19 protein-coding genes and 1 pseudogene are annotated in these 20,247 nt (G+C 69.0%); 10 read left to right on the forward strand and 10 right to left on the reverse strand.

Annotated features, from left to right (window positions below; translation table 11 throughout):
• Window positions 1–81 precede the first annotated feature (81 nt).
• The 4 genes and pseudogenes from ACIBVQ_RS25735 to ACIBVQ_RS25750 all read right to left on the reverse strand — a co-directional run.
• On the reverse strand, window positions 82–297 hold the full coding sequence (locus tag ACIBVQ_RS25735; RefSeq protein ID WP_352012788.1) for a hypothetical protein: 216 nt from the start codon (window positions 295–297) through the stop codon (window positions 82–84).
• Between the two features lie 230 nt (window positions 298–527).
• Window positions 528–1,784 (reverse strand): formamidase, encoded by a 1,257-nt coding sequence (fmdA, locus tag ACIBVQ_RS25740; RefSeq protein WP_362915374.1) that lies wholly within the window; start codon window positions 1,782–1,784, stop codon window positions 528–530.
• Between the two features lie 30 nt (window positions 1,785–1,814).
• The gene (locus tag ACIBVQ_RS25745) at window positions 1,815–1,967 is read right to left on the reverse strand and encodes a hypothetical protein (protein WP_352012974.1); all 153 of its coding nucleotides are present in this window, start codon (window positions 1,965–1,967) and stop codon (window positions 1,815–1,817) included.
• Between the two features lie 12 nt (window positions 1,968–1,979).
• A pseudogene (locus tag ACIBVQ_RS25750) lies at window positions 1,980–2,096 on the reverse strand (FmdB family zinc ribbon protein); the annotation flags it as partial.
• A gap of 1,007 nt (window positions 2,097–3,103) precedes the next feature.
• On the opposite strand from ACIBVQ_RS25750, the gene ACIBVQ_RS25755 reads away from it, so the two are divergent.
• Window positions 3,104–3,460, forward strand: a complete 357-nt coding sequence (locus ACIBVQ_RS25755) for a helix-turn-helix domain-containing protein (protein WP_399180500.1) — start codon at window positions 3,104–3,106, stop codon at window positions 3,458–3,460.
• An 8-nt stretch (window positions 3,461–3,468) separates the two neighbouring features.
• Here ACIBVQ_RS25755 and ACIBVQ_RS25760 read toward each other — a convergent pair whose 3' ends face one another.
• The 3 genes from ACIBVQ_RS25760 to ACIBVQ_RS25770 form a co-directional block, all read right to left on the reverse strand.
• A complete protein-coding gene (locus ACIBVQ_RS25760) occupies window positions 3,469–4,071 on the reverse strand; it encodes an ATP-dependent Clp protease proteolytic subunit (protein WP_352012793.1) in 603 nt (200 codons plus the stop codon).
• On the reverse strand, window positions 4,068–4,694 hold the full coding sequence (locus tag ACIBVQ_RS25765) for an ATP-dependent Clp protease proteolytic subunit (RefSeq protein WP_362782274.1): 627 nt from the start codon (window positions 4,692–4,694) through the stop codon (window positions 4,068–4,070). The genes ACIBVQ_RS25760 and ACIBVQ_RS25765 overlap by 4 nt, the downstream gene beginning before the upstream one ends.
• Window positions 4,695–4,996: 302 nt before the next feature.
• Window positions 4,997–5,614, reverse strand: a complete 618-nt coding sequence (locus ACIBVQ_RS25770) for a TetR/AcrR family transcriptional regulator (protein ID WP_399180503.1) — start codon at window positions 5,612–5,614, stop codon at window positions 4,997–4,999.
• Between the two features lie 73 nt (window positions 5,615–5,687).
• Here ACIBVQ_RS25770 and ACIBVQ_RS25775 point away from each other — a divergent pair, with 73 nt between their 5' ends.
• Entirely contained in the window at window positions 5,688–6,497 is an 810-nt protein-coding gene (locus ACIBVQ_RS25775; protein ID WP_399180505.1) for an alpha/beta fold hydrolase, read from the forward strand.
• 193 nt (window positions 6,498–6,690) lie between these two features.
• Complete coding sequence (locus ACIBVQ_RS25780) at window positions 6,691–7,044, forward strand: hypothetical protein (protein ID WP_399180507.1); 354 nt, start codon at window positions 6,691–6,693, stop codon at window positions 7,042–7,044.
• A 138-nt stretch (window positions 7,045–7,182) separates the two neighbouring features.
• Here the strand turns inward: ACIBVQ_RS25780 and ACIBVQ_RS25785 are convergent, their stop codons facing one another.
• On the reverse strand, window positions 7,183–7,671 hold the full coding sequence (locus ACIBVQ_RS25785; protein ID WP_352012798.1) for a hypothetical protein: 489 nt from the start codon (window positions 7,669–7,671) through the stop codon (window positions 7,183–7,185).
• A 539-nt stretch (window positions 7,672–8,210) separates the two neighbouring features.
• On the opposite strand from ACIBVQ_RS25785, the gene ACIBVQ_RS25790 reads away from it, so the two are divergent.
• Window positions 8,211–8,861, forward strand: a complete 651-nt coding sequence (locus ACIBVQ_RS25790; RefSeq protein WP_399180509.1) for an ester cyclase — start codon at window positions 8,211–8,213, stop codon at window positions 8,859–8,861.
• A 204-nt stretch (window positions 8,862–9,065) separates the two neighbouring features.
• On the opposite strand, the gene ACIBVQ_RS25795 is transcribed toward ACIBVQ_RS25790, so the two are convergent.
• Window positions 9,066–10,199 carry an FAD-dependent oxidoreductase gene (locus ACIBVQ_RS25795; protein ID WP_399180511.1) on the reverse strand — a complete coding sequence of 378 codons (1,134 nt, stop codon included), beginning with the start codon at window positions 10,197–10,199 and terminating at the stop codon, window positions 9,066–9,068.
• A gap of 107 nt (window positions 10,200–10,306) precedes the next feature.
• Here ACIBVQ_RS25795 and ACIBVQ_RS25800 point away from each other — a divergent pair, with 107 nt between their 5' ends.
• Window positions 10,307–10,852, forward strand: a complete 546-nt coding sequence (locus ACIBVQ_RS25800) for a TetR family transcriptional regulator (RefSeq protein ID WP_352012801.1) — start codon at window positions 10,307–10,309, stop codon at window positions 10,850–10,852.
• Between the two features lie 164 nt (window positions 10,853–11,016).
• Here ACIBVQ_RS25800 and ACIBVQ_RS25805 read toward each other — a convergent pair whose 3' ends face one another.
• The gene (locus ACIBVQ_RS25805; protein ID WP_362915359.1) at window positions 11,017–11,289 is read right to left on the reverse strand and encodes a WGxxGxxG family protein; all 273 of its coding nucleotides are present in this window, start codon (window positions 11,287–11,289) and stop codon (window positions 11,017–11,019) included.
• Between the two features lie 468 nt (window positions 11,290–11,757).
• Here ACIBVQ_RS25805 and ACIBVQ_RS25810 point away from each other — a divergent pair, with 468 nt between their 5' ends.
• The 5 genes from ACIBVQ_RS25810 (at window position 11,758) to narI (ending at window position 20,231) form a co-directional block, all read left to right on the forward strand.
• Window positions 11,758–12,993: an MFS transporter gene (locus tag ACIBVQ_RS25810; protein WP_399180514.1), complete on the forward strand. Its 1,236-nt coding sequence runs from the start codon at window positions 11,758–11,760 to the stop codon at window positions 12,991–12,993.
• A gap of 92 nt (window positions 12,994–13,085) precedes the next feature.
• Window positions 13,086–16,778 (forward strand): nitrate reductase subunit alpha, encoded by a 3,693-nt coding sequence (locus ACIBVQ_RS25815; protein WP_399180516.1) that lies wholly within the window; start codon window positions 13,086–13,088, stop codon window positions 16,776–16,778.
• Window positions 16,778–18,520 (forward strand): nitrate reductase subunit beta, encoded by a 1,743-nt coding sequence (narH, locus tag ACIBVQ_RS25820; RefSeq protein ID WP_399180518.1) that lies wholly within the window; start codon window positions 16,778–16,780, stop codon window positions 18,518–18,520. Before ACIBVQ_RS25815 ends, narH begins: the two co-directional genes overlap by 1 nt.
• Window positions 18,517–19,503 carry a nitrate reductase molybdenum cofactor assembly chaperone gene (gene narJ, locus ACIBVQ_RS25825; protein ID WP_399180520.1) on the forward strand — a complete coding sequence of 329 codons (987 nt, stop codon included), beginning with the start codon at window positions 18,517–18,519 and terminating at the stop codon, window positions 19,501–19,503. Before narH ends, narJ begins: the two co-directional genes overlap by 4 nt.
• On the forward strand, window positions 19,500–20,231 hold the full coding sequence (gene narI / locus ACIBVQ_RS25830; RefSeq protein ID WP_399180522.1) for a respiratory nitrate reductase subunit gamma: 732 nt from the start codon (window positions 19,500–19,502) through the stop codon (window positions 20,229–20,231). Before narJ ends, narI begins: the two co-directional genes overlap by 4 nt.
• Window positions 20,232–20,247 lie beyond the last annotated feature (16 nt).

Consider the following 20,247-nt stretch of genomic DNA (forward strand, 5'->3'; position numbering starts at 1 on the left):
ACCGGCGGCAGGTCCGGTGCCGAGCTTGTCGAACGACCGCGTCAGACACCCCAGCCAGTGTGAGGTGGCTGAACCCTGTGGTCAGTCGTGGGAGCGACGGCGGACGATCGCATCGCTGATCTGCTGTGCCGCGTACAGCTCGGGCGCCACCCACTGCAGGGTCGCGTCGACTGGGTTTCCGGGCTCGGCGATCACCTGCGGCAACGGGTCCTCATCCCGGCCCGGCACCCAGGTCGCAGGGTCCGGCCGCTCAGGCAGACGCTGGAACCGGCCGGTTGGCTTCTCATCGCTCGTCATGATCAGTTAACGCCGTCCACCTTCGCAGGGTTCCTCGGTCGGTGTGGGATGTGTCGTTTCAGACACCTCAATCTGGAGGCCTCATACGCAGCCGCACACCGAATCTCGGGCTTGTCTTTCACGTGGCCCGCAACCGGGCCTCGCGCTCCACGTGTTCCGGCTCACTTCGGCCACCGTCTTCGTTACCCGACCAGAGTGATCGGCCCGCCTGAAAGCGGGAGGTCGGCGGTTCAGTCGAAACTGGCGTGCGGGGCGCTGGTGCCCTGCGGTACGCGGAACGGGCCGGAGGAGCCGGGACGGACGTCGAAGTCGAAGATCGCGGTTGGCAGATAGACGGTGGCGCAGGAGTTGGGAATGTCCACCACCCCCGACAACCGGCCCTCGATCGGCGCGGCGCCGAGCAACAGATACGCCTGCTCGGGGCTGTAGCCGAACGCCGTCAGGTAGTCGATCGCGTGCAGACAGGCCCGCTGGTAGGCCAGCTGCGAGTCGAGATAGCGCTGCTCGCCGTCCAGGGTGACGGACACCCCGGAGAAGGCCAGCCACTCGCTGTACTGAGGATCCGTACGGCCCGGCATGAAGATGGCGTTCTCGCCGACGCGGTAGGTCTGCATGCCGTCCTTGATGACGTCGACCCGCAGGTCGATGAAGCCGCCCATCTCGATGGCGCCGCAGAAGGTGATCTCACCGTCGCCCTGTGAGAAGTGCAGGTCGCCGACCGACAGGTTCGCACCGGATACGTACACCGGGTAGAAGATTCGGGAGCCCCGGGTGAGGTTCTTGATGTCCTGGTTGCCGCCGTTCTCTCGCGGCGGCGCGGTACGGGCGGCCTCGGCCGCGATCCGGTCGAACTCGGACGGGGAGACGCCGCCGAGGATGGCCTCCCGGGGCTCGGGAGACAGGGCCAGCGGTGGCACCCTCTGCGGGTCTGTGGCTATCAGCGCCGACTCCCGCGCGTTCCACTTCGACAGCAGCGCCGCCGACGGCGCGGTGCCCATGAGCCCGGGGTGGGCGATGCCGGTGAACGACACCGCTGGGATATGGCGTGATGTGGCGACCTGGCCGGAGAAGTCCCAGATCGCCTTGTAGGCGTCGGGGAACTGTTCGGTGAGGAACCCCCCGCCGTTCTTGGTGGGGAAGATCCCGGTGTAACCCCAGCCCTGACCGGCCAGTGGGCCGCTGTCCTCCTGGGGAATGGGCCCCAGGTCGAGGATGTCCACGACCAGCAGGTCGCCCGGCTCGGCTCCCTCGACCGCGAACGGGCCGCTGAGCGCGTGCACCTTCATCAACGGGGCGTCACGGACATCCTCGGCGGAGTCGTCGTTGTGGATCGCGCCGTCGAACCACTCCCGGCAGTGGACCCGGAAGCTGTCGCCGGGCTTGACCCGTGCCACAGGCGGGATCGCGGGGTGCCAACGGTTGTGACCGATCTTGGCCTGGTCGGTGAACTTCTTCGTCGAGTCGAGCGGGAAAATCAACTCTGGCACGGCTGGATTCCTTTCGGCACTGCGGGACGGTCACGGCCTCGGTAGGCGGGCGGTGGCGGGATGGACGGCCACCGCGCCTCCGGTACGGCGCCGTGGCAGGGACGTGACGACTTCGGGCTCGGAGGCGCTGCGCTCCGCGCGCTGCAACTGCGCGGACACGGCGGTCGGAATGCGCGCCAGCATCGGCGCTGAGAATGTCCGAACGGAGACCGCGCCGCAGTCTGGGCACGGCACCGTAGCGGGTGCGGTGCCGATCGGAAAAACGGCCTCAATTTCGGAGCAATGCGGACATCGGTATGCATATGCCGCCATAGCATGCGCCCTTCGAGCGAATTCAATCCGGTCCACCCCGGTCGTGATCCCTCTCTACCGATGTGACCTCGGGAAACAGTCTCAGAGTCGGATGTATCCGCAATTTAATGTGTGAATTGGATGTAATCCATCTCGCTTCCGTCAACTTGCTCACGCAGTAAGGTAGATCGCTTGGTTCATGAGCGGAAATGCGGTGATATGTTCTTTCGTGCTGAATAAGTGAATTATCTCCTGTTTGCCGATCCGGCCGGGATCCGAGGGCGTTGGGGGAAAGAAGGAGCGTCGTCTCCCCCTGGTGTCGGCGCGCGTCGCAACACTCCAGGTAGGTCCGCCAGGTCGAACCGCTCGTCGAGGACGTCGAGGTCCGGGATTCGCGAGACTCGGCAGGTACGGATCCGTTCGGCGTCGCCGGCCACGAGATACCGTCCCGGTGGTCTCGCGGAGACGGTGGAAACACCTGGTTACTCTGAGGGCCGATACCTGTGCTTCAGGAGGGTGTGTGTCGCGTCGTGACCGGCGAGGTCTCCGTCGGCTGCCCGACTGGGTGGGCAGGGAGCTGTCCGAGAGGGAAGCCGCTGACCTGATCGCCTCTGGCGAGATGGTGGAGGTGCGCCATGACCCTGACTGGCTGGCTCAGGGAACGGCCGTCTTGCGAGAGCGACGGGAGAGGCGTGCCGCCGAGTGGGAGAGCGGTCAAATGGTGGACTATCAGGCAGTCGCCGCCAGGCGTGACCGTCTCAGGCCTGTCAAGACCGAGTATCGCCGTCGCCGGGGAAGCGACTGACCACCCGGCTAGAGCTTGATGACCGAGCCCTGTCCTGCCGATGAAGGACTTGGCGCTGAGACGGATGGCCAGGAGCTTCCGGGTTGACCTCCATGGCGTGGGCCCCTCGATCCAGCCATGGAGGTGTTCGTCCACGGTGATCGACGGACCAGGGAAGACGGGAACGGTTCTGCTCTGCGCGGATTGGGCTGAACTTGGGGGTGGCGTCTCCTTAAGGTGAGGTATGGCCTCTTCCGTTCCGCCGCTGCGTCCGGCGATCGTTCGGACCGACTCCAAGCCGTCTCCGGTTCGCGAGCCGTTGTGGCGGCACGCGCTCGGTGAGTGCCTCAGAGGTCTTCGTCACGGGCGGGGCGAGAAGCTGAGCGAGACGGCACGTCGTGCCGGGGTCTCGCCGCAGTATCTCTCCGAGATGGAACGGGGCGTCAAGGAGCCGTCGAGCGAGATGATCGCCGCGGTCGCCGGAGCGCTGGATGTGACCCTGATCGACCTGACCCTCGCGGTCTCCGAGAGCCTGCGGTCCGCGCAGAGCGGCGTGTCGAGAGGCGCCACCTGCTCGGCGGCGTACGCCCTGGCCGCGTAGCCGCCGGATCACCTGCGGGCGGGCGAACGCTCCTCGATGATCTGGTCGATGAGCCCGTACTCCAGGGCCGAGGCCGCGGTGAACACGCGGTCGTGGTCGGTGTCGGCGCGGAGGGTCTCGACCGTCTGACCGGTGTGCCGTGACAGGATGCGCTCGATGTCCGCTCGGACACGGACGACCTCGTCGGCCTGCAGGATGAGGTCGGGGATCGTTCCGCGCCCCTGGGCGGCGGGCTGGTGCAGGATCACCCGTGCGTGCGGCAGGGCGGCGCGCTTTCCCTCGGTGCCCGCGGCGAGAAGGACGGCGCCGACCGCCACGGCCTGTCCGACGCAGGTCGTCGAAACCCGCGGGCGGATGTAGCGCATGGTGTCGTATATCGCGAGCATCGCGCTCGGGTCCCCGCCCTCACAGTTGATGTAGAACTGTATTTCGGCCTCGGGGTTGTCCGACTCCAGGAAAATCAGCTGCGCGATGAGGGCGTTCGCGACGCCGGCGTCGATCGCGGTGCCCAGATAGACGATTCGCTCGGTGAGCAGGTGCGAGTAGACATCCATGATGCGCTCGCCACGAGGGTTCTGGGCGATGACGTTCGGGATCGTGTATGTGCTCACTGGCCGACTCCTCCGGTGATGCCGAAACCGGTTCGGGGGCGATTGTGTGGTGCGATCTCGTGGAAGTCCTGAACGATCGCGTCTATGAAGCCGTATTCCAGTGCCTCCTGCGCCGTGTACCAACGGTCGTGCAGAGAGTCCTCGAATATGCGCTCGACGGACTGCCCCGTGTCCGCGGCGATGAGACCGAGCACCGTGTCGCGAGTGTGCCGCAGGTCACCGGCCTGCAGTTCGATGTCGACCGCGGTGCCACCGATTCCCGCCGAGCCCTGGTGCATCAGGACGCGTGAATGAGGCAGGGCGCGGCGCTTTCCCCTGGCTCCCGACGAGAGCAGGAACTGTCCGGCGCTGTAGGCGATGCCCAGGACGAGGGTCGACACATCACAGGGAATGAGTCGAATGACGTCGCGAATGGCGAGCATCGAGGGAACGGAACCGCCCGGGGAGTGAATCCAGAGCGCGATGTCCGTTGACGCGTCCTGCGTGGCGAGTGCTATCAGCTGCGTGGCCAGCAGGGTCCCGTTGTCGTCATCGAGAGGGCCGTCGAGAACGAGGACACGCTGTTCGTAGAGTTCGCGCCTCACCCGCGTGTCGAAAAGCGGAGGATTCGATTTTTCGCTCATGCGTCCATCCTGTGAGGCGACCAGGACCGGCGTCGACACGATCCGCCTGGGGCAGATCTGCTCTGAGCAGCGTGGGTTCGGTTTCCGGCCCGGTGAACCACCGTCATCCCGCGGCGCCGGTGGCCTGTTCGACGAGGCGGCGGGAGCGGATGAGGGCTGCGGCGACAGCGATGAAGGAGGAGAAGCGGTCTGCCCGGCGTTCGCAGCGGCGCGGGGACGGCGGCATGCCGGCTCGACAGCCCGGAGCCGGTTGGACGCGGTGCCTCGGCGACCGGCGGTGGGTCGTCGTGGCATCCGAAGGGTCAGGGCTTCTCCGCGACCGGTTGCCCGGCATCGAAGCCGGGGGCCGGGGCGTGGAGTATCGCGGGCAGGAGGACGGAGTCGACGATCTCGGTGATCGCGTCCTCGCCCGGTGGCCGGCCGTACAGCACGATCTCGTTGCGGATCAGGTCGAGCGGGAGTGTGGTCACGCGTGAGGGCAGGAGGACGGGGAGGATCTCGTTCCGCTCGACGGCTCGCCGGACTATGGTCGCGACCTGTTGTCCTCGGGTCGTGACGGTCAGCCGGGCGCGCAGGGCGTGGGCGGCCTCCGGGTCACGGGCTGTCTCGGCCGTCATCCCGGCGAGGACCTCGCCGTGCACGGAGCCGAATCGGTGGGTGATCTGCCGCATCATGGCGAGCAGGTCGGTTCGCAGTCCGCCGGTGTCCGGTGGCTCGGCGTCGGGGGGAGCCGTGTGGTCGAGGGCCGCGAGTGCTAGTCGCGCGCGGGTGGGCCAGCGGCGGTGGATCACCGGCCGGCTGGTGCCCGCTCTGGCGGCCACGGCCTCCATGGTCAGTTTGGCGTAGCCCACTTGGGTCAGTAGGTCCCAGGTGGCGTTGAGGATGGCCTGCTCCAACCGTTCTCCGCGCCGTCGGCCCATCGCACACCCCTTGGGAACGGTTTATGTTAGATGCAGTCTGCATCTTATCCGCCGTGCGCGAAGGTGAGGCGTGATGGCTGTGCGTGAGAACCATGTCCTGGATGTGGCCGGAGCCCGCATCCACTACGAGGTTCGCGGTTCGGGGCCGGTGCTTCTGCTGATCCCCGGGAGCAATGGCGACGCCGGTTTCTTCGACGCCATGGCCGATCGGCTGGCCGATCGTCATACGGTCGTCGGCTATGACCGGCGAGGCTTCTCCCGGAGTTTCACCCAGGAGGAGCCCGCGGGGTGGATCGAGACGCACGTCGAAGACGCGCGCCGCCTGATCGGTGCCGTCTCCGGGGAACCGGTCCGCATCTTCGCCACAAGCGCGGGAGCCGTCATCGGGCTCGACCTCATCGGCCGGCATCCTCGGCTGGTCAGCAGGCTCGTGGCCCACGAACCGCCCATCTTCGAGGTTCTGCCGGACGCCCCGCGTTGGCGAGCCTTCTTCGAGGAGGTCGGCGCGACCCATCGGAGCGAGGGGCAGGAGGCGGCGATGCGGCGATTCCTGGCGGGCATCGGGGTCGCCGAGGCTCGGCGACCGGCCGATCCCGATCCGGAACTGCTCGCCCGCATGTCCGGGAACACGCTCACCATCCTGACCCAGGAGGTGCCCAACGCTCCCGGCTACCATCCGGACTTCGCCGCGCTTGACGCGTGGCGTGATCGCGTCGTCCTGGCGGGTGGCCGGGACTCCCGTGCCCACTTTCCCTACCGGCCGGCCGTCGTGCTCGCGGCCCGGTGGAATCGGCGGATCGTCGACCTTCCGGGGGACCACCTGGGTTACTGGTCTCGCCCCGATGAGTTCGCCGCCGCTCTGGAGGGTTGCATGACCGCGTGACCCGGGATTTTCGATGGCTTTTGGCGGAAACCCCGTTATGGCTTCAGGGGTGTTCGGCTCAGGATCGGAGTGCTTGGGGGTCGCCGATCTCGGTTGGAACCAAAGGTAAAGGTCCTGAGGGTCGCCGCTCGGCGATAGGTTTGTGTGGGTTCTCATTTTTGAGAAGTGAAGGCTGTGGTCAAACGGTTGGTGGATGCGCCTGCCGTACGTCTGTCCCCGTAAGTTCTCTCGATCCTCGGAGGTCAACGTGCCTGAAGTACGACGTCTCATCCTCGTGGCGGCGGTCGGTGCCGGTGCGGTCGCCATGGCTCTGACCTCGACGTCCATTGTCAGCGCGACCGGCCCGTCACCTGCGGACACCGCGACGGTCACGCCTCAGGAGAAGAAGCTTCTGCAGTCGGACAAACCGGTGACGATAACCGTGGACCCCGCCACCGGCCAGGTGCTGGGAGTTTCGGAGGGGAAGCCGTCGAATCTCGGCGGGAGGACGGTGAACGTGGATCCGCGTACCGGTCAGGTGCTGTCGCCGTCCACGAACGGGAAATAATTCCGGTGAATCCCGTCTCCGGTTTCGACGGTCCGTGAGTCGACGTTCTCCATACGCAGAGCGGGAAGGCTCGGCCTCCCCGCTCTCGATCGCTCAATGTGAGCGATGGCATCGCTCGGTCATGTGCTCACCGGTGGCTCAGTAGAGAGTGACGCTGGTGCCGGTGACGAGCGAACCGTTGAAGTTGACGTAGCTGTTGGGACCCCACGGGCCGCTGCAGGGCGACGATCCCTGATAGGTCCAGCAGGCCCGGCCCTTGTAGTTGCCGGTGTTGAAGTAGGACCGGTAGGGCCAGCTTCCGGTCTTCGTGCCCGCGCTGCCGTAGAACCCCTGGTGCGCGTACGGGACCTGGCCGGACGCGTAGCAGAAGTCACCCGAGTTGCAGATGTTGTGCTGGCTGATCGCGGGGGTGGAGATGGCTCCCTCGGTCACCGACAGCACCTTGCCGGTTCGCGGGTCCACCGAGAGCGTGTGCGGGGTGTCGGACTTGAGGAGTTCGAGCTGCTGCGGACTGAGGGCCGAGACGTCGGCGGACGCCGGAATCGGAGTGGAGTCCGCGGCCATGGCGGTGTGAGGTGAGAGCAGTGCCGTCGCGGCGGCAGCGGCGCCGACAATGGAAGCCAGCATAATTCGGCGTGACTTTAACACGTGCAACCTCCGGTGGTAGGCGATAAAGGCGGGCTGGAATTAAAAACTCGCCTTCGCACTCCTCGAACATATCTCTCCCTCCGTCGAACGCGGTGTGACGTGGATCACAATTCATATTGTGTTCCGCTCGTCGCCGCAGGTGGCAGGGGTGTTCCGTTCGGGCACCGTCGGTGAGAATTGCAGCTCATCGCAGCCGTTCTCGCGGATTTACAGCCTTCGACTGGCGGTGATTATCACGGAGGGTGTGAGTGTTAATTCCATTTCGTGATTTCCCTGGTTTCTGGCCGGTGGTTCCCGGGCGGCTCGAAAAGGCATTTCGGTCCGGCCGCGGCCGATGGCGCCTTCTGGTGTGAACCGGGGCTTTCCGCGACCGATCTCATCGCCAGGCTGGGTGACGGACTTTGGAAGCCGAAGTCGACGCCGCTCCCGTGAGGGGCGCTTGACGGGGCGGAAGACGTCCGTGAGGATCTGTGGGCTTCGGCTCTTTCGTGGTAGTCGTCCTAAATGGGGTGATTGTCTTGGCTGAAACTCCGCTGTGGCTTCAGGGGCGTTCGGCCGTGGTCGCGGCCGCGGATCCGAGTGAGTGGCGGGACGGCCTGCCCGACTACGACCTCTCGCACGAAGTCATGCCGCGGCAGCGGACGCACCACTTCGAGCCCGGTTCGCTGGAGGCCGTGGTCGAGGGGATCGTGCAGGTCTTCGAGATGGAGGTCTCGCACAAGAAGGATCCGGCGACCTGGGTGTCGATGGTCGCCGACCGTTTCCGGACCAACGTCAACGGAGGTCCGTGGGCCACCGCGGCGGACATCGCGGAGATCGGCAGCTACAACGTCCTGATCGGCGACAGCGTCTTCTACCCGACCGGGCAGGAGACCTTCGACTCCTCGCACCGGATGTTCCACAGGGCGTTTCCCGGCGGATTCTTCTGGGAGGTGCTCGAAGTTCTCACCCCGCCGCCGACCGTCACCGTCAAATGGCGCCACTGGGGCGTCTTCGAGGGTGAGTACCACGGTTTCCAGCCCACCGGGCAGACGATCGAGATGTACGGCGTCAGCATCGCCAAGCTGTCCGACGACCTCAGGCTGGTGGAGGTCGAGCACTACTACGACCCCAACGACTTCCTCGGCAGACTGACCGGTGGCTGTCCGGTGGCGCACAGGGAGTCGTGACCGGCCCGCCGCCCCGGCGGCGGCGGTGCTTTGCCCGATGAAGCCGGTCTGAGCGCGTCGGGCGCGTGCCTCCGGTGCGGCCGGTCGGGTCGCGGGGAAGCCGCCCCGGTGCGGCCGGTCGGGCCGCGGTGGGATATGCCCCGGAGTCGGTCCGGTCGCGGGGAGCCCGCTCGCGCCGCTCACGGTGCGGCCGGTCCGGTCGGGTCAGCGGCCGGCCACGGTGAAGTTCGGCAGCGCCTCCAGGCTCCGGGCGACCGCCGCGAAGCCGTAGTCGAGCATTTCGCGTTCGTAGCGTTCGACGGCGGGCAGCAGGTCGCTCTCGCCCCGGTGGACCTCGGTGAGCCGGCGGCAGAGCAGGGCCGCGTCACGGAAGGCGGTGTTCGCGCCCTGGCCGCCGCTCGGCGGCATGACGTGGACGGCGTCGCCCAGCAGGGTCACCCGGCGGGTTCCCCAGTGCGGCACCGGCCGCGCGTAGCCGACCTTCAGCGGCGAGCTGTTCACCACGTCGGACCGCTCGACCAGCTCGACCAGGTCCGGGTGCCAGCCGTCGATCAGGGGCAGCAGCAGGTCGCGGGCCGCGGCCCAGCCGTCGGGCAGCCGCTCGACGCGCTCGGGCAGGAACGCGGCCCAGCGCAGGTAGCCCTCGGTGGCGGGCAGTTCGACGTCGGGGGCGAGTTCGGCGGCGGCCAGGTGCGGCGGGCGGCGGAACTCCATCTTGCCGAGCAGCATGCTCATGTCCGGGCCGCGCACCACGGTGCCGAACCCCGGCACCAGACCGGCGAGGCGCTCGGTGAGCGGGGTGCGCCCGAGCAGGCCGTTGCCGCCCAGCGTGACGACCGAGGCGTCGGGCAGCAACCGGCGGCGGACCGCAGAGCCGACTCCGTCGGCGCCGACCAGGAGGTCACCGGTGGCCGTGCCGCCGTCGGCGAAGACCGCCCGCACGGTGTCGTCGGGCAGCTCGACGTACTCGACCAGCCGCCTGCCGTACTCGATCCGGTCGGAGAGGCCGGCCAGCAGCAGGTGCCGCAGCACGTGCCGGTCGGTGGCCATGCCGTCGTCGATCGGACCGAGTTGGCCGATCACGTTGAGGTGCTGGTCGACGACCGGCCGTTCCCCGGACAGCTCTCCTGTGGTGGCCTCCAGCAGGCCGTGCAGCCGCCGCGGCAGGCATTCGCGTAGCGCGGCGAGGCCCGCGCCGCCGATGCCGATCCGGAAACCCTGGTAGCGGCTGTGGGCGCCCGCCTCCCGCTCGTGGATCCGCACGTCGATCCCGGCCTGGACCAGCCCCTGTGCCAGGCACAGTCCGCCGATGCCCGCCCCGATCACCAGAACCCGCATGGTGGCTCCCTTGACTTGAACAGTGCTCAATTGAGCGGCGTTCAAGTTACTTGGTCGGTGTTCAAGTGGCAAGCTCTCCGTGTAGGACGAGGAGAAGGGGGAAGCGGATGCCGCTCCGGCAGGCCGATGTGCTCCGAGGCGCGATGGAGCTGCTCGACGAGGTGGGTCTCGACGAGCTGACCACCCGCAGGCTGGCGGACCGGCTCGGCGTCCGGGTGGGCGCCCTGTACTGGCACTACCCGAGCAAGACCGCTCTGCTGGACGCCCTGGTCGAGCGGATCGTCGACGAGATGCTCGCCGAGCCCATCGCGGAGCAGGACTGGGCGGGCCGGCTGCGGGAGCTGGCCGTACGGGCTCGCTCGACCATGCTGGCGCACCGGGACGGCGCCCGGCTGGTGGCCTCCTTCAGCGTGCTGCCGGCCTCGGCCGTGACCTACTTCCAGGCGCTGGTCGACTCGCTGCGTACGGCGGGCGTCCCGGAGCGGGACGCGGAGCTCGGCGCGGACCTGCTGACGAGCTTCACGAACGGTTTCACGCTTGAGGAACAGGCCCGGCAGGCCAAGATATGGCCCCGTGACCGGCGCGACGAGACCTTTCTCAGTGAGCTGGACATTCTCATCAACGGCATCCGGGTGAGCCTTCTGGAGAAATGACGGGCCCGCGGCCGGTGCCGGTCAGGTGGCCTGATCCGCGTACGGCGGCTCGGCTCGGCCGCTGTCGTACTGCGGTGGACAAAACAGGCAGATGGGCAAACGTGCGCATCGCAGAGCGCCGGAGGCCCCGGCCATGGAGCCGTGGGCCTCCCGCCTCTCGACGGCTATGGACGCGTCGGCCGATCGCCGACGTGCGCGCCGGATCCTGTTCCGGTGTACTCGCGATGCTTGCGCAGGCCGCCGAGGCCCAGGAGGCCGATCAGCCCCGCCAGGCCCCAGAGGCCGGTTTTGTCGCCGCTGTCCCTGCTGTTGTTCTGTGGCGCGGGAGTGGGCTGGCTTTGGGTGACCGGTGCGGCCAGTGAGTCGGTCGCCGCTGCGGCGGCGGGCCCAAGCGTCAGGAAGAAGGCTAGGCCCAGTCCGGTAAGCGTTTTACGCATGGAGTTCTCCCGTCTTGCTTCTGGTGAGAGTCCGGAAGTCGCCCGTCGGTCTCCTTCGTAGGAGATTCTGGCGACGCGATGTCCGTTTTCCCTCGTCAGAGGCGCCCATACCGCCCATATCAGGTGTCAAACATCCCGGCTCTCATATACCGCCTTATAGACATTTAGTGGATTTATTATCCAAGCATTGGTTTTTTGCTTATTTATCGTGAAATGGTGAGCGGGCTGGGCGTGTCATCGTAAACGGATCTTCTAGGGAGGCCGCCCCTGGACATCCACACCGAGCGGGAGGCGGAGGGGAACCCGGGTGGCCGACGCGGCAGGTGACGCGCGATCCGTACGGAGGCAGGGGACACAGGGCCCGGGGGGAGAGGTCCAAGGTCCCTGTCCCGGGGATGTACCGGCCGGAAACGCTGTGTGTCGACCACCGTGCCCTGGGCGGCACGGCGACACACAGTGGAGGAAACCATGAGTGCGGGAGGCGCGCCGGACAGGCGTCCGGCGCTGATGCTGACCCTGGCCACGGCCGGTTTCGCGATCAACTTCTGGGCGTGGGCGCTGCTCAGCCCGCTGGCGCCGAGGTTCAAGGAGGCCCTGCACCTGAGCCCCTTCCAGCAGGCGCTGGTGGTGGCGGTGCCGGTGGTCGTCGGCTCGCTCGGCCGCGTACCGGTCGGCGCGCTGACCGACCGGTACGGCGGTCGCGTCATGTTCCCGCTGGTGTCGTTGGCGACCGTCGTCCCGGTGCTCTACCTGGGGCTGGCCGGGCAGACGTCCCTGGCAGGACTGCTGGTCGGGGGCTTCTTCCTCGGCGTCGGCGGCACGACCTTCGCGATCGGTGTGCCGTTCGTCAACGCCTGGTTCCCGCCCGCGCGGCGCGGCCTGGCCGTCGGCGTGTTCGGCGCGGGCATGGGCGGCACCGCGATCAGCGCGCTGACCACGGTCAAGCTGGTCGACGTCGGCGGAAGCGCGACCCCGTTCACGGTCACCGCCGTCGTGCTCTGCGGGTACGCGGCGGTCGCGGCGCTGCTGCTGCGGGACGCGCCGGGCCGTACGGTGCCGGTCGAGTCGATGGCGCGGCGGCTGGGGGCCACGCTCCGGCTGCGGGTGACCTGGCAGGCCTCGGCGCTCTACGCGGTGGCCTTCGGAGGGTATGTGGCGTTCTCGGTCTATCTGCCGGCCTACCTCAAGACCGCCTACGCGCTGGACCAGGCCGACGCCGCCAACCGGATGGCCGGGTTCGTGCTGCTCGCGGTGCTGATGCGCCCGGTCGGCGGGTGGCTGTCGGACCGGTTCGCGCCGACCAGGGTGCTCGCCTGGACACTGGTCGTCGTCGTGTCCGGTGCCACGGTCCAGGCGTTCACCCCCGGCCTGGCACCCCTCGGGACGGTCGCGTTCCTGTCCATGGCCGCGGCGCTCGGCGCGGGCAGCGGCGCGACGTTCGCCCTGGTGGCGCTGCTCGCCCCGGCGAACAAGGTCGGCTCGGTCACCGGGATCGTGGGCGCCGCGGGCGGCCTGGGCGGGTTCGTGCCGCCGCTGCTGATGGGCGTCATCTACGGCTGGTACGGCAGCTACGCCCTCGGCCTGGGGCTGCTGGCCCTGGTCGCGCTGGCCGCCCTGCTGCTGGACACCACCGCCGTCGCCAGGACGGCCCGCCGCGCCATGCGTCCGCGCCTGGTCGAAGGGTCGGAGGCGTCCGGGACTTAGGACCCGGCTGATCGGGACCCTCGGCACCTGACGTGCGACCCGGTGCCACGGAAGCCTGAGTACGCGTCCCGCGATCGAAGGAGTGCAGCACCGTGTCACCACACCCCCAGACCCCCGCGACGGACTCGGTGCCCGGCGTGGCGCCGCTGCTGGCCGCACGTCGCTTCCTGACGAAGGAGACGGTCGGAGACGGGGGACGGACCCTGCACCAGATCGACCGCGGCTCCTGGGAGACGTTCTACCGGGACCGGTGGCGCTACGACCGGGTGGTCCGTTCGACGCACGGCGTCAACTGCACCGGCTCGTGCTCGTGGAACGTGTTCGTGAAGGACGACCTCATCACCTGGGAGCACCAGGCGACGGACTATCCGACGACGGGCCCCGACGCGCCGGACTACGAACCCCGTGGCTGCCCGCGCGGGGCGTCCTTCTCCTGGTACGAGTACTCGCCGTCCCGGGTACGGCACCCGTACGTGCGCGGGGCGCTGGCCGAGATGTTCCGCGAGTCGCTGGAGCGCCTCGGCGACCCGGTGCTCGCCTGGGCCGACATCGTCGAGAACCCCATGAAGGCGCAGGCCTACAAGAGCCGGCGGGGCCGGGGCGGCTTCGTGCGGGCCTCGTGGGAGGAGGCGATCACCATGATGGCCGCCGCCCACGTCCACACCACGAAGAAGTACGGCCCGGACCGCGTCGTGGGCTTCTCGCCGATCCCGGCGATGTCGATGGCGTCCTTCGCCGCGGGAACCCGGTACCACGCGCTGCTCGGCGGCACGCTGCTGAGCTTCTACGACTGGTACGCCGACCTGCCCGTCGCCTCCCCGCAGATCTGGGGCGACCAGACCGACGTGCCCGAGGCCGGAGACTGGTGGAACTCCACCTACCTGATGATGTGGGGCTCCAACATCCCGGTGACCAGGACCCCGGACGCGCACTTCCTGGCCGAGGCCCGCTACCGGGGCACCAAGGTCGTGGCCGTGAGCCCCGACTACGCCGACAACGTCAAGTTCGCCGACGACTGGCTCGCACCGCACCCCGGAACCGACGGCGCCCTGGCGATGGCCATGGGCCACGTCGTCCTCACCGAGTTCTTCCGCGACCGCCAGGTGCCGTACTTCACCGACTACGTCCGCCGCTACACCGACCTGCCCTTCCTCGTCACGCTCAGGAGAAGGGACAACGGCGCCTGGACCTCCGACCGTTTCCTGACCGCGAAGGACCTCGGCGACGAGGACCAGGGCGCGGCGCACCGGACGGTGTTCCTCGACGAGCGCACGGGCGAGCCGGTCGTGCCGAACGGCTCACTCGGGTTCCGGTACGGCGAGCGGGACGCGGGCCGGTGGAACCTCGACCTCGGCGAGGCCGTACCGGCGCTGGGACTGCTCGGCACGACCGAAGAGGCCGTCGAGGTCGAGCTGGCCAGGTTCGACGTCGGGGACACCGAGGGCGGCGCCGTGATGCGCAGGGGAGTGCCGGTCACCCGGATCGGCGGCCACCTCGTGACGACCGTGTTCGACCTGCTCATGGCCCAGTACGGCGTGCGCCGCGGTGACCTGCCGGGGAGCTGGCCGAGCGGCTACGACGACGCCGAGGAGCCCAACACCCCGGCCTGGCAGGAACGCGTCACCGGGGTTCCCGCGGCCCTCGCCGCCCGGATCGCCCGGGAGTTCGCACGCAACGCCGAACGCAGCAGGGGCCGTTCCCTGATCGTCCTGGGCGCCGGGGCCAACCAGTGGTTCCACTCCGACATGACCTACCGGGCGTTCATCTCGCTCGTCCTGCTGACCGGCTGCCAGGGCGTCAACGGCGGCGGCTGGGCGCACTACGTCGGCCAGGAGAAGGCCAGGCCGCTGACCGGCCAGCAGCACATGTCCTTCGCCTTCGACTGGCAGCGCCCGATGCGGCACCAGGCCGCCACGCCGTACTGGTATCTGCACACCGACCAGTGGCGCTACGAGCGGGTGCCCGCCGACGAGCTGGCCTCGCCGCTGGGCACCGGCAGGTTCGCCGGGATGACGTTCGCGGACACCGTCGCCGCGGCCCAGCGGATGGGGTGGAGCCCCGGCCACCCGGCCTTCGACCGCAACCCCCTCGACCTCACCGACGAGGCCGCGGCGGCGGGCCGTACGGTCCAGGAGCACATCGTGGAAGAGCTGAAGGCCGGGCGGCTCGGGGCGGTCGCCGACGACCCGGACGACCCGGCGAACTTCCCCCGCTGCCTCACCCTGTGGCGGGCCAACCTGCTCGGCTCCTCGGGCAAGGGCAACGAGTACTTCATGCGGCACCTGCTCGGCGTCGACTCCCTCGCCCGGGCGGGGGAGTGCGAACCCGGCGAACGGCCCCGCGACGTGGCCTGGCGCGAGGAGGCGCCGACCGGGAAGCTGGACCTGCTCACCGCGATCGACTTCCGGATGACCAACACCGGGCTGCACGCCGACCTGGTCCTGCCCGCCGCCACCTGGTACGAGAAGCACGACATCTCGACCACGGACATGCACCCGTTCGTGCACGCGTTCAGCCCGGCCGTCGAACCGCCCTCGGACGCGCACACCGACTACGACACCTTCCTCGCCCTCGCCGACCGGGTCAGTGAACTCGCCGCCGTCCACCTCGGCGTACGGCGCGACGTCCTGGCGGTGCCGTTGCAGCACGACACCCCTGACGAACTCGCCACCCCCGGCGGCCGGGCCAGGGACTGGAAGGCCGGGGAGTGCGAGCCCGTCCCCGGCGTGACCATGCCGAAGCTCGTGGAGATCGAACGCGACTACACGCTGATCGGCGCCAAGATGCGGGCGGTCGGCCCGCTGCTCGACACCCTCGGCACGACCACCAAGGCCATCACCGTGGACGTCACGCCGGAGATCGCCTACCTCGCCGAGCGCAACGGCGTCGTCGCCGACGGCCCGTTCGCCGGACGCCCGTCTCTGGCGACCGCCGACCGGATGTGCGAGGCGATCCTGGCGCTGTCGGGCACCACCAACGGGCGGGTGGCCGCCGCCGGGTTCGCCGCCCTGGAGGCGCGTACCGGGCAGCCGTTCGCCGACCTGATCGAAGGCCACGAGGACGACCACATCACCTACCCGGACACCCAGGCCGCGCCGCAGCCGGTGTTCACCAGCCCGGAGTGGTCCGGCTCGGAGAAGGGCGGCCGCCGTTACTCGCCGTTCACCCTCAACGTCGAACGGTCCAAGCCGTGGCACACCCTCACCGGCAGGCAGCACTTCTTCGTCGAGCACGACTGGGTCGCCGAACTGGGCGAACAACTGCCCGCCTTCCGGCCGCCGCTGAACATGGCGCGTCACTTCGGCAGACCCGGCGAGGTCGTCGACGGCGGCGTGACGGTACGGTTCCTCACCCCGCACGCCAAATGGTCGATCCACTCGATGTACCACGACAACGAGCTGATGCTCGCGCTGTCCCGGGGCGGGCCGGTCATCTGGATGAGCGTCGAGGACGCCGCGAAGATCGGCGTCAGGGACAACGAGTGGATCGAGGCGCACAACCGCAACGGCGTCGTCGTCGCCCGCGCCGTGGTCAGCCACCGGATGCCCGAGGGCACGGTCTTCCAGTACCACTCGCCGGAGCGGACGGTGAACGTGCCCAAGGCCGAGAGGAACGGCCGCCGCGGCGGCTACCACAACTCGATGACCCGGCTGCTGGTCAAGCCGACCCACCTCGCGGGCGGACACGCCCAGCTCACCTACGCCTTCAACTACTACGGCCCGATCGGCAGCCAGCGCGACGAGATCACGGTGATCCGCCGTCGTTCGCAGGAGGTGGAGTACTGATGAGAATCCGCGCGCAGGTCGCGATGGTGATGAACCTCGACAAGTGCATCGGCTGTCACACCTGCTCGGTGACGTGCAAGCAGACCTGGACCAACCGCGAGGGCACCGAGTACGTCTGGTTCAACAACGTCGAGACCAAGCCCGGCATCGGCTACCCCAAGCACTACGAGGACCAGGACCGCTGGCACGGCGGGTGGCGGCTCGACCGCAAGGGCAGGCTGACCCTGCGCTCCGGCGGCCGGATGAAGCGGCTGAGCCGCATCTTCGCCACCCCGGACCTGCCGTCGATCGACGACTACTACGAGCCCGCGACGTTCGACAAGGACATCCTGGTCGGCGCGCCCGCCGGCCTGAAGGACACCCCGGTCAAGAGGCCGTACTCCGCGCTGACGGGTGAGCCGATGGCCGTGGAGTGGGGGGCGAACTGGGAGGACGGCCTCGGCGGGGCGCACGAACGGGCCGACCGGGACCCGAACATCACCCGGATGCCCGCCGAGGCCGCGGCGAAGGTCAGGTTCGAGTTCGAGAAGACCTTCATGTTCCACCTGCCCCGGATCTGCGAGCACTGCCTCAACCCGGCCTGCGTTTCGGCCTGCCCGTCGGGCGCGATGTACAAGCGGGAGGAGGACGGCATCGTCCTCGTCGACCAGGACAGGTGCCGGGGCTGGCGGATGTGCGTCTCGGCGTGCCCGTACAAGAAGGTGTACGTCAACCACGCCACCGGCAAGGCCGAGAAGTGCACCTTCTGCTTCCCGAGGATCGAGGCGGGCCAGCCGACCATCTGCTCGGAGACGTGCGTGGGACGGCTCCGCTACCTCGGCATCGTCCTCTACGACGAGGACGCCGTCCTCGCCGCCGCGTCGGTGCCGGACGAGCACGACCTGCTCGACGCCCAGCGCGAGGTCTTCCTCGACCCCCACGACCCGGCGGTACAGCAGGCGGCCCGCGACGCGGGAATGCCCGAGGAGTGGGTCGAGGCCGCGAGGCTGTCGCCGGTGTGGCGGCTGATCAGCGAGTACCGGATCGCGTTGCCGTTGCACCCGGAGTACCGGACGCTGCCGATGGTCTGGTACGTCCCGCCGCTCTCCCCGGTGCTCGACGCGACCGGCGCGGCGGGCCGTGACGACACCGACGCCGACGACGTCTTCCACACCATCAGGGACCTGCGCATCCCGGTCGAGTATCTCGCCGAGCTGTTCACCGCGGGCGACGCCGACGCCGCCGCCGGGGTCCTGATGAAGCTGGCCGCGATGCGTTCGTACATGCGGGCCAGGACCCTGGACGGCACGGTCGCCGAGGAACTGCTCGACGGCATCGGGATGACGGCCGAACAGGTCGAGTCGATGTACCGGCTGCTCGCCATCGCCAAGTACGACGAGCGGTACGTCATCCCGACGGCCTACAGCAAGGACGCCGCCGCCCTTGAGGCCCAGGCCGCCGCGTCAGGCGGTTGTTCCCTGGACTGCGAGGGCGGCCCGGGCATGGGCGGTTCCGGCGCGGCCGGGTTCGGTGCGGGTGGTTCCGGGGCGGGCGGTCCTGGCGCGGGTGGTTCCGGAACGGACGGCTCTGGCGCGGGCGGTCCTGGGGCGGGTGACGTCGAGCGGGTCAGGGCCGTGACCGAGCGCTTCCACCTCGTCGAGGGCGGTGCCGACGACGTGCACGTCGGAAGACAGGGACTCACGACACGACGCCCCGACGGCCGGACGGGCCTGACCATCGACCCCCTGCGGGACCGGTCATGACCACACCCCCGACCAACACGACCTTCACGGCGACCCCTGTGACCCAGATGACCGCGACCACCAGGATCCCGGTGCCCGTGATCGACGTGACTTTGACGGCCGTCACCGATGCGGCCCCGGCCGCCATGGGCACGGCCTCGACGGCGGCGACCGATGGAGTCCCGGCCACCACGGATATGACCTCGGGGACGGTGATCGATGGGACCTCCGTGATCGACGGGGCCTCCGTGGCCGCGGCCGACCGGATACGGCTGTTCCAACTCGCCTCGGTGTTGCTCACCTATCCGGACGCGGAACTGCTCGGCGCCGCCGACGAGCTGCGCGGTGCCGCCGCCGGAATCGGGCACCCGTGGCTGCGCGGGCAGGTCGAGAGGTTCCTCACCTGGCTGACCGGCACGGCGCCGATCGACGCGCAGCGGCACTACGTGCGGACCTTCGACCTGCGCCGTAAGTCCGGCCTCTACCTGACGTACTACCTGCACGGTGACACCCGTAGGCGGGGCATGGCGCTGCTCGTCCTCAAGCGGCGTTACCATGCCCACGGTCTGCGGCTGGCCGCCGGTGAGCTGCCCGACCTGCTGCCGGTCGTCCTTGAGTTCGCCGCCGTGGTCGGTCCCGGCGAGGGGGAGGCGCCGCTGCGCCAGCACCGGCGCGGCGTCGAACTGCTCCGCGTCGCCTTGGCCGACCTCGGCACGCCGTACGGCCTGCTGCTCGACGCGATCACCGCCGTCCTGCCCGAACTGACCGACGCCGACCGGGCGGCCATCGCGGAGCTGGCCCTGGACGGCCCACCCGTCGAGTCCGTCGGCCTGGACACCCCCGGCCCGAACCCCTGCGGACCGGGTTCCCCCGGCCTGGGCTCTCTGGGGCCGGACCTCCTCAGCCCGGGCTTCCCGGGCCGGGACCTCGACCTCCACGGTGACGAGCTCGGCGGTATCGGCCTGGCACCGTACCCCACCCCCTCCTCGGAGGACCTGCGATGAACGCCGTCATCTGGATCGCCCTGCCGTACCTCTGCCTCGCGGTGTTCGTCGGCGGCCACATATGGCGGTGGCGCCACGACCAGTTCGGCTGGACCACGCACACCAGCCAGCTTCTGGAGAATCGGATCCTGCGCCTGGGGTCGCCGCTGTTCCACCTGGGCGCGTTCGGGGCCATCGGCGGGCACGCGATGGGGCTGCTGGTCCCGGCCTCGGTGACCGAGTGGCTGGGTGTCCCCGAGCACCTCTACCACCTGGTCGCGGTCTGGGCCGGTACGGTGACCGGCGTCATGCTCGTCGCCGGGTTCGTCCTGCTCGTCGCCCGTCGCGTGGTCAACCGCCGGGTCAGGCGGAAGACGACCCCCATGGACAGGGTGCTCTACGCGGCCCTGGCGGTCATGATCGGGCTCGGGATGGCCGCCACGGTCGTCGTGAACCTGTTCGGCCCGGGATACGACTACCGGGAGACGGTCGCGGTCTGGTTCCGCGGAGTGTTCCTGTTCTCCCCGCGCAGTGACCTGATGACCGGCGCCCCGCTGGTCTACCAGCTGCACGCCGTCGGCGGCTTCCTGCTCCTGGCGCTGTGGCCCTTCACCCGGCTCGTCCACGTCTGGTCGGCTCCCCTGGCCTACCTGTGGCGCCCCTACGTCGTCTACCGCACCCGCCAGGGCCCCGTCCCACCTGCCCAACCCAGCCCGGCCACCGTACGCGAACGGGGAATCTCCGCGTGATCGATGTTTTGAGATC

It is taken from the genome of Streptosporangium sp. NPDC049376 (assembly GCF_044466505.1).
Lineage (GTDB): Bacteria > Actinomycetota > Actinomycetes > Streptosporangiales > Streptosporangiaceae > Streptosporangium.